Source organism: Pasteurella testudinis DSM 23072, from assembly GCF_900176075.1.
Taxonomy (GTDB): domain Bacteria; phylum Pseudomonadota; class Gammaproteobacteria; order Enterobacterales; family Pasteurellaceae; genus Chelonobacter; species Chelonobacter testudinis.
Window position 1 is genome coordinate 1 of sequence record NZ_FWWV01000006.1, and the last position, 8,916, is coordinate 8,916.

Annotated in this window: 10 protein-coding genes and 1 pseudogene; 5 read left to right on the forward strand and 6 right to left on the reverse strand. The window is 42.2% G+C overall.

Annotated elements, in window-relative coordinates:
- On the forward strand, nt 1-247 hold a 247-nt coding region (locus tag B8880_RS03920; protein WP_143933390.1), incomplete at its 5' end, for a transposase.
- A gap of 271 nt (nt 248-518) precedes the next feature.
- Here the strand turns inward: B8880_RS03920 and B8880_RS03925 are convergent.
- Complete coding sequence (locus B8880_RS03925) at nt 519-746, reverse strand: putative hemolysin (RefSeq protein ID WP_084256129.1); 228 nt, start codon at nt 744-746, stop codon at nt 519-521.
- 150 nt (nt 747-896) lie between these two features.
- Between B8880_RS03925 and B8880_RS03930 the strand changes: the two genes are divergently transcribed.
- Nucleotides 897-1,889 carry a 2-hydroxyacid dehydrogenase gene (locus B8880_RS03930; RefSeq protein ID WP_084256131.1) on the forward strand — a complete coding sequence of 331 codons (993 nt, stop codon included), beginning with the start codon at nt 897-899 and terminating at the stop codon, nt 1,887-1,889.
- A gap of 235 nt (nt 1,890-2,124) precedes the next feature.
- Nucleotides 2,125-2,451: a thioredoxin gene (trxA, locus tag B8880_RS03935; RefSeq protein ID WP_084256133.1), complete on the forward strand. Its 327-nt coding sequence runs from the start codon at nt 2,125-2,127 to the stop codon at nt 2,449-2,451.
- A gap of 97 nt (nt 2,452-2,548) precedes the next feature.
- Here trxA and sppA read toward each other — a convergent pair whose 3' ends face one another.
- A complete protein-coding gene (gene sppA, locus B8880_RS03940; protein ID WP_084256135.1) occupies nt 2,549-4,432 on the reverse strand; it encodes a signal peptide peptidase SppA in 1,884 nt (627 codons plus the stop codon).
- 109 nt (nt 4,433-4,541) lie between these two features.
- Here sppA and B8880_RS03945 point away from each other — a divergent pair, with 109 nt between their 5' ends.
- Nucleotides 4,542-5,093 (forward strand): NAD(P)H nitroreductase, encoded by a 552-nt coding sequence (locus B8880_RS03945; protein WP_084256137.1) that lies wholly within the window; start codon nt 4,542-4,544, stop codon nt 5,091-5,093.
- A 419-nt stretch (nt 5,094-5,512) separates the two neighbouring features.
- Here the strand turns inward: B8880_RS03945 and B8880_RS03950 are convergent, their stop codons facing one another.
- The 4 genes from B8880_RS03950 to B8880_RS14575 all read right to left on the reverse strand — a co-directional run bounded on the left by B8880_RS03950 (nt 5,513) and on the right by B8880_RS14575 (nt 7,813).
- Nucleotides 5,513-5,803: a hypothetical protein gene (locus B8880_RS03950; protein WP_084256139.1), complete on the reverse strand. Its 291-nt coding sequence runs from the start codon at nt 5,801-5,803 to the stop codon at nt 5,513-5,515.
- Between the two features lie 25 nt (nt 5,804-5,828).
- A complete protein-coding gene (locus B8880_RS03955) occupies nt 5,829-6,110 on the reverse strand; it encodes a hypothetical protein (protein ID WP_084256141.1) in 282 nt (93 codons plus the stop codon).
- 198 nt (nt 6,111-6,308) lie between these two features.
- Nucleotides 6,309-6,464 carry a hypothetical protein gene (locus tag B8880_RS14360; protein ID WP_159460713.1) on the reverse strand — a complete coding sequence of 52 codons (156 nt, stop codon included), beginning with the start codon at nt 6,462-6,464 and terminating at the stop codon, nt 6,309-6,311.
- Between the two features lie 683 nt (nt 6,465-7,147).
- The gene (locus B8880_RS14575) at nt 7,148-7,813 is read right to left on the reverse strand and encodes a hypothetical protein (RefSeq protein WP_208610885.1); all 666 of its coding nucleotides are present in this window, start codon (nt 7,811-7,813) and stop codon (nt 7,148-7,150) included.
- A 646-nt stretch (nt 7,814-8,459) separates the two neighbouring features.
- Here B8880_RS14575 and B8880_RS03965 point away from each other — a divergent pair.
- A pseudogene (locus tag B8880_RS03965) lies at nt 8,460-8,900 on the forward strand (site-specific integrase); the annotation flags it as partial.
- Nucleotides 8,901-8,916 lie beyond the last annotated feature (16 nt).

Sequence of the window (8,916 nt, forward strand, 5' to 3'; positions counted from 1 at the left end):
ATCGCACAGTATTCGCGGTCATTGGGAAGTGGAGAATAAGGCGCACTGGGTGCTGGATATGGTCTATCGGGAAGATGATTGTGTGATAAGCAAGGATGACGGCGCGGAGAATATGGCGATATTGCGCCGTTTTGCGTTGAATTTATCGCGGCTTCACCCGGCTAAAATGAGTATGCGGATGAAGCTGAAAGCAGCGGGTTGGTCAGATGAATTCAGGTCAGAGCTGATGTTTGGTGTTGTTGGTTGATTATTAGACAAAGTGCGCGGTTGCCCTGAGCCTGAGTGTGATTAACAAAATCGCTAACACTGATTCAATTAGCCAACTAGTAACCTGGAACTGGTACTGGAACGGGACAAAAAATCTCAAAACGATATGACCCGAACTAAACGGACTGCCTGAACTGAAAAGCCCTAAAACAAAGGCATTCGGACTGATTGAACATTACTCAAAGAAGAGTGGGAATAACAATACAAATAATTCAGCCTCGATTTTGTCGAGGCTTTTTTATGCTTTATGGCTATTTTTGGCTTCTAAAAAATGCCCACTCTTCGATCACTCGCCCGTCGGGTAAGTGGCAGAGAGCGTATTGGTTGCCGTTTTGATCTTGCCGCATTTCCAATTTTCCGCCCTGTTGGATACAGTATTCGGAGGCGGGGTTTGCCGCACCGATGATTGGGGCGTTCGGTTCGCTTGCGCAAGCGGCGAGTAATGCGCCGGCAGTTAGGGTTAATATTGGTTTTTTCACTTTTTTATCTCCGCAATGAGGGTAACTTTCGTATAGTACCAAAAAAGCGATTGTGGATAAATCCTGTGCGATAAGATTTCGATTATTCAACTATTGTTGAATTTATCAAAATTTGTTACATTGAGGACGGTTTTTTATTTGGAGAATATTATGAAAGTCGTTGTTTATAGCACCAAAAAATATGACAAAAATTATCTGGAGTTGGTCAATGTCAAATACGGCTTTGAGCTGGAATTTTATGATTTCCTGCTGAATGAACGAACCGTGAAAATGGCGGAAGGCGCCGATGCGGTCTGTATTTTCGTGAACGACGTTGCCAACCGGCAGGTTTTAAAAGCCTTGTCCGAGCAGGGTGTGAAGTTTATTGCGCTGCGTTGTGCCGGTTTTAACAACGTGGATTTGCAAGCGGCGAAAGAATTCGGTTTGAAAGTGGTGCGCGTGCCGGCCTATTCGCCGGAGGCGGTGGCGGAGCATACCGTCGGTTTAATGTTGACCTTGAACCGTCGCATTAACAAAGCCTATAACCGCACGCGCGATGCCAATTTTTCCCTTGAAGGCTTGATTGGTTTTAATATGCACGGGCGCACCGCCGGCGTGATCGGCAGTGGCAAAATCGGCGTGGCGGTCATGCGGATTTTAAAAGGTTTCGGTATGAACATTTTGACTTACGATCCGTTTATCAATCCAAGTGCGGTCGAATTGGGGGCGGAATATGTGGATTTGGATACGTTATATGCCCAATCGCATGTGATTACACTGCATTGCCCTGCAACCGCCGAAAATCATCACCTGCTGAACAAAACCGCTTTTGCCAAAATGCGTGACGGCGTGCTGATTGTGAATACCAGCAGAGGCTCGCTTATCAATACGGCAGATGCGCTGCAAGCGTTGAAAACCCGTAAAATTCGCGGATTAGGGATCGATGTCTATGAAAACGAGCGCGATCTGTTCTTTGAAGATAAATCGAACGATGTGATTCAAGATGACACGTTTTCTTTGTTGGCGGCATCGCATAATGTGTTGATGACCGGACATCAGGCATTTTTAACGGAGGAAGCGATCACCAGTATTGCCGAGGTTACTCTGCACAATATTGCGGATTTGGTGCGTAATATCGACAGTCCGAATGAAGTCACTGCCTGATCGCAGGCATTAAGTAACACATTTTTTATGGAATAAGATAAATATTTTTTAACTATCAGATTGATAGTTAAAAGAAAAGCGGGACTAATCTGCTGTTTTATATGCTTTTTATATAAGACGCGGCAAAAAGTTATAGCATTATTTATGATATTCCTTGAAAATCCGTACGGAAGTGCTTATCTTATACCGTACTGAAATAGTCAAGCAAATAGTTAACTGAACTAAGGAAAAGAAAATGAGTGAAGTAGTACACGCAACCGATGCCAGCTTTGAAAGCGACGTTGTCCAATCCAGCCTGCCGGTTGTTTTGGACTTTTGGGCGCCGTGGTGTGGGCCATGTAAAATGATTGCGCCGATTTTAGATGACGTGGCAGTCGAATTAGACGGTAAAGTGAAAGTAGTAAAAATCAACGTTGATGAAAATCAACAAGTTGCAGCAAAATTTGGTGTGCGCAGCATTCCGACATTAGTCATCTTTAAAGAAGGCAAAGTGGTTAACACCCAAGTCGGCGCATTACCTAAAAATCAATTAATCGCGTTAATCGAAAAAGCGATCGCTTAATCGAGAAGCGACAAACCCGTATTTGATTGCGTAATAAAAACCCTTGCAGATCACAGTGTTGCAAGGGTTTTGTTTTTATGGGTTTTTAGCCGTATTTTTAGTAGCGGATTCCGCAATCTAAGCAATAAATATATTGCCCGCGCGGATCGTTAAGGTGTTGCAGGCTGCCTAATTGCCCTTTCACCTGTTTTGCCTGTTGCGGTGTGATGCCGAGCAGGTTATAAACCGCACTTTGCAAGTTGTGGAGCACAGTTGCTTGAGTTCGCTTGAGGAAGCGGCTGAAAATATCTTGTTCTTCCTCGACAAACCACTGTAACGGCAGTGTGGTTAATTCGGCTTCGCCTGCCGCTTGGCGTTTTTCATTGACCAACTGCAACGCCGCATTCACCGCGCTGTCAAAATCGCCCAATTCATCGACTAAACGGTGTTTTAACGCCTCATCACCAAGCCAAACCTGCCCTTGCGCAATTTGATCTGCTTGTGTTTTGCTGAGGTTGCGTGCTTCGGCGACCAGATTCAGAAATTGATCATAGCTGTGTTCCACGCCCATTTGAATATATTGATTTAATTCGGGAGATAAACTTTGCGTTGCCGAAAATGCGGTTAGCGGTCCGGTGCTGACACCGTCTTGCTGAATGCCCCAATTTTTTAACGTATTTTCCAACGTGAAAAAGGCGGCAAATACGCCGATTGAGCCGGTGATAGTATTTGGGCTGGCGATAATGCGATCGGCTTCGACTGAAATCCAGTAACCGCCGGACGCCGCCAAACCACCCATGGAAACGACGATTGGAATATTATTCGCCCGAATTTCGTTTAACTGCTGGCGAATTAATTCAGACGCCATAACGCTACCGCCAGGTGAATTCACCCGTAAAATAACCGCTTTGACATTGCGGTCGTAAAGTGCGTTTTGCAACAGTGCGGCAATGCTGTCGCCGCCGGCGGAGCCGTCATCACTGACACCGTCGATGATTTCCCCTTCGACGTTTATAACTGCAATTTTGTCTTGATTCATATCGGCTTGCGTGCGCGACGGTAAGGTCGCAACATAATCGTTAAACAGCGTGTATTGATAGTCGGCTTGTGAGTCATCGCGACCAAACTGTTCAATCAAGCGTTCACGAATCTGCCAATCGCTCAAGGCGTTGTTTATCAAGCCGCGCTGTTCGGCATATTTTGTGCTGTTACCGTTCAATGCTTTCAGTTGCGCTAAAAAGGTTTTGGCATCCGGCAAAACCGCACTTTGTTCGATTTGGCGGTTCTCGGCGACAATTTGTTGATAATTCTGCCACATTTTATTTAACCAAAGGCGGGTATTGGCTCTGGCTTCGGCGGACATATCATCACGCATAAAAGGTTCGACCGCCGCTTTATAAGTGCCGACACGGAAAATATGCGGCGTGATATCCAGTTTTTCGATCAGCGATTTAAAGTACAGATTATTTTGCGCCAGCCCGACAATGCTGACTTCGCCCAAGTTGCCCAAATAGATATGATCGGCGTAACTTGCCAATAAATATTGCGACTGCGAATAGTTGTGCGCAATGGCGTAAACCGGCTTGTTTTGCGCCTTAAATTCGGTTAAGGCTTTGCCGACAAACTGCAGCGACGGCATATCACCGCCGCTAAAATAGTTTAAATCCAGCACAATGCCGCTGATGCGCGGATCTTGCGCGGCATATTGAATTGCATCGACCACATCAAACGTAGAAATCTGTTGCGGAATCTGGCGGTTGTCCAGTGCACGCAGGGCGCTGAGCAAACTGTTTTGCGGACGGTTATCGGCTAAATAGCCGTCTAAATTCAGTAACAGTGCACCTTCTTTAACGGTTGTAGTGCTGCCTGACGACTGTAAAAACAGTCCGGCAACGGTCAAACCTAACAACACAAACAAAATAAAAAAGAGGTTCATCACCAAATCGCGTACAAAACAAAGTCCACGCCATAACAGTTTGATCAGCCTTAACAAAGCGTTCATTCATATCCCCTTGAAAAAGAATAATTCTTAATTAGATGAAAATAGTATATATTGTAGCAATAATTTTCAGAGAATAATGTAAAAAGTTGAAGCAAGCTTGGAGGAAAAAATGGACGCATTAACATTGCTGCTAGGTCGGCGCTCAAATAAAAAATTGGTTGCGCCGGCACCGCAAGGCGAACAATTGGACAATATTTTGCAAGCGGCACTGCACGCGCCGGATCACGGGCGTTTGACACCTTACCGCTTTGTGATTATTGAGCAACAAGGGCAAGATGTTCTGGAGCAATTATTGAAAAGTGCGGTCGAGGAGCTGAATTTGGGCGAAGAGCGCAAGAAAAAAGCGGAAGATGTCAGCCACCGTGCGCCGATGATCATCGCCGTTATCGCCGAAATCAATACTGAAGTGGCAAAAGTACCGGGCTGGGAACAAATGCTGACCGCAGGTTGCGCAACCTATGCTATTCAGCTTGCTGCCAATGCTCAGGGGTTTGATAATGTTTGGGTGAGCGGCCCTTGGGTCGACGGCACCGATTTGCGCAATGCGCTTGGTTGTGCGGAACATGATAAAATCATCGCTTTCGTGATGCTGGGCACTGCCGAACAGAAGCTGGAAAAAGCCAAGACTTATGATTTAACGGAGTATGTGAGTTACCTGTAAATACTTTTCAAGAACAACCGCACTTTGCTTATCAAATCAACTTTATCAAATCAAAAAAGTACGGTTGTGAGACGGCAATTCGGCAGAATGAACGGCAACGCCTTTGTTTTGCCAAACTCAATAACTACGATGCATATAAGACTCGGAAAAAAACGAGTGATTGGAAATGCGTATTAACTTGTACTTCAGTCATACTTTTTAATGTGCCCTCGCTGACATCAAATGCGTAGGCATATTTCGACTGTGTACGCTTGGCTTCATCGGTAGAATTACCTAAGAATATCCAGCTAAAGTCCTTAAATAAATTGGATACTATTTGAAGCCTAAGGTGATATTTAACGCCCCTAACGATCTCGCCATAAATTTCTCCTATAAAAAACCTCGCCGGAGCGAGGTTCAGATTTAAATCGTAATATTAGTTAATAAAGCCAATCGACAAGATAGTCAATGCCGCCAAAGTACAAAAAAAGCAACAAGAACGGCAAGCATATCAAGAAAGCCAAATAGAATTTTTTTGATACCACACAGAAAAATGCAATGACACCACAAATCAGCCAATAAGTCCCTTTTGCAGAAAATACATCATCAAGAGTGAGGCTGTTTAATGTTCCTAAGGTAAAAAGTATCAGTAGTGGAAGACCAATGATAAGAAAAAGAATTTTTATCACATAGGAAACAAAAGCGGTTAAATCGTGGGTAGCTTGTCGCATGGGATACTTCCTTAAGTACAAGACATTAATCAATAATAATGTAACGAACTTTATTTTTTTCTTGTTCTACAAGGTTTTTTTGGTGTTGTTCTTTTTCAATTTGTTTGAAGATAATATATAGTTTGATTGCAATGCCACTAAATAACAGCAATATACCGCCAACAATATATTGCCATGGAACGGCAGAAACAAAAAAATAAGATGCAGACAAAATTCCAATGGAAGAGAATACTATCACAAAAAGTGCAGTACTGATCTTTACTCCGGCAATGAAGGTATCTGTGATAAATTTATAGGTATCACGCATAGATGGCCCTTCCCTTGATTTATATTGTTACTCTACTAAATTTCTGTTGGTTTTTCAATCAAAAAGCCCCTTAATCGCCGTTGTTGCCACGGTTTTTATCAAGTCAAACGAGAGATCGATATCTTTTGTTTTGATCGTACTTTTAACCGAGTTCCAAATGCGGTCATTCCGGATTTTGCCTAAGAATTCGTGCCCTTATCATTTGAGGGAAAGAGCGGTGTAATCTTCGCTGCCGTCATCGGATAAATTCTTAATCAGAATCAATCCGGCGTCGTTTAACAGTCGGTAGTGATATTCCACCACATTTTGCGTTATTGGCGTAATAATAGCAGTGATCGGTAGTATTTGTTTCATCGTTCACGCGATAAATAAAAAATAATTTAATCAAGATCAAAAAACCAGTTTGGTATCAACGGGGTAGAAAATTAAAGAATACTTTTTTTATAATTGGGGTCTTCTCTGTCTTTTATTTTTTGGTTTACTTCTTCTACTATATCCTTATGTAAGTATGTAATATCCATCCTATAATATGGTTCTTTGAGCATTATTTTTTTATACAAAGATATTTGGATTATTATTTTATCATTTCTATATTCATTTCCCCAAAATAAGCAATCTCCGCTCTTTTTACATACAACTCTATCTATTAGGAGTTCTTCTGCAGTAAATACTTTTTCAGATGAGCCGTATTTTTCTTTTAAGAAGATATTATATTCATCATGTTTTTTAGGGCTTCTATTTCATTTTTTTCTTTAGGATAATATGCGGTAATCTCGACTAGTGTTTTATCAAAAAACCTTAATTGATAATCCTCCGCATTTATATCATTCTTTGGTGCTTTTTACTTCAAAATCTTTAAATCCATCTTTTAAAAATCTTAAATCTTGTTCAATACCGCCATACTGTGCGATCACTTGTTGTTCCGTTACTTTCCAATCAAATCTAAAAGGAGCTTCAATTGTTTTTCATTACAACCACCTAAAAGCAGACTTATGATCCCAGCAAAGATTAATTTTTTTCATGTGTAATTCCTTCTATTAAAAATAACGTTTATTGCCGCCGGAGGTGTAACAGTATCTACCGCCCCTCGGTCCGTAGCAAGCACTACCTCTAATAGAGCAGGGGCATGGACCATAACTACTTTGGATTCTTTTTAATGTTGTTGTCTTAGTTGTTCTTTTAGCTGTATTAACCTTTTTTGTGCTACTAAAATTTTGCTTGGTGCTATTTAAGGTATTAGAAAGTGATGTATTTTTTGTCGCTGTTGTTGCCTTGCCAGAGACTTCGATAAGTTGCGGCATTCGCCAAGGGTTTAAACTAATTCTAAATAGATTCTCTTTATCTTTGCGGATTTGCTGCGTTTTTGTTAGTGGATTAAAAGAGCCGTAGCAGAGCCATTTTCCGTAAGGATCTGCGGTTACCGCAAATGGCCAATCTCCCTCGGGGATATAGAATACGGCTTTTTCTGAGGTATCAAAGCGCGCCAAAATAGTTTGTCGATACATAACGCCTAAGTAGCACCCGCCACCTTGAAAGCCTGAATCTCTGATGATGGTCACCTTGGCATATTCTGGATTATATTCTTGATATGCCAAAACCCTCTCAGGAGGAATATTTTTTGCCAACTGTTCCGGAACAGGAGCCGTTCCCGCACAACTTGCCAAAAATAGGCTTAATAATCCAAGCAATACTAATTTTTTCATACTTGCTCCTATTCGCACTTAAAATCGGAGTAACTCTATCATAATTTTCTGGCAATTAAAGTGAGCCGGATCAAACTTATAACCCCGCAGGGTGGCTCGTGAAAAAAGACTTCGCAAGTGCGGTATTAAGCGTGCGAAGTTTCAATATAATTATTAAGGCGATGACACCGCAACACGCTGAGCATAGGGCGACGATTATCGATAAGATTTTTATAATAGTCGATGTAAAGTAAATCCGCTGGATTATATAAGTGCGGTTGATTTTTGGTGATTAAGCTCGAAATTGATAAGTAAATTGCCGTTCCGAACCAGCTGACAATCGTCGCGATTAATATAACAATAAAAAAGGTTGTTATATTAGTGCTGACAAGGAGTAAAAATCGTCACCGGCGCCGGTTAACAAAAGATTAAATAGTTTTGTTGCGTTTTCTTTGTTGCCCACATTGGATTCCCGCAGTTGGCAAATTGATTTCACGACACTGGCAGGGGAGCGCATTTGATGCTCTAGAGCTTGCTGACAATCCGATTTACGGTGGCTTTTCGCCCCTGAAAACGCATCTGTTGAGTTAAAAAGCCTCGCAAGATGTCCAATCTTGTTGCGTTTTTTGCCTTGCATCTGCATTTTCAGGAACAAAAATCCCCTCATATTGCCAAATCCGGCCGCCCGCATGCGTTGCCGTTAGGACGTGAAGCAATTCATTTTCTATGCCAAAAAGAAACAAAGCGCATTTCCAATTATGTGTTTCATCGGGGCAAAGGCAAGTTAATCACCGATATAGACCGAGAAGATTTTAAGCGAGCGTTAGAAAGAGCGGATATAAAAGATTTTCGGTTTCATGATTTGCGCCATACTTGGGCCAGCTGGCATGTGCAAAATGGCACGCCTTTACTTGTACTGAAAGAATTAGGAGGCTGGGAAACAATCGAAATGGTGCAGAAGTATGCACACTTGAATGCAGGGCATTTATTGACCTACGCAAATCAAGTCAAACTCTCGTCAAACTCGTTGCCTGACTTCTCAAAAAGCATAGCGGGGAAGGATGAATTGGAAGAAACTTCAGGAAATAAAAAAGCCGTAAGTTATTGATTTAGCGACCATTACT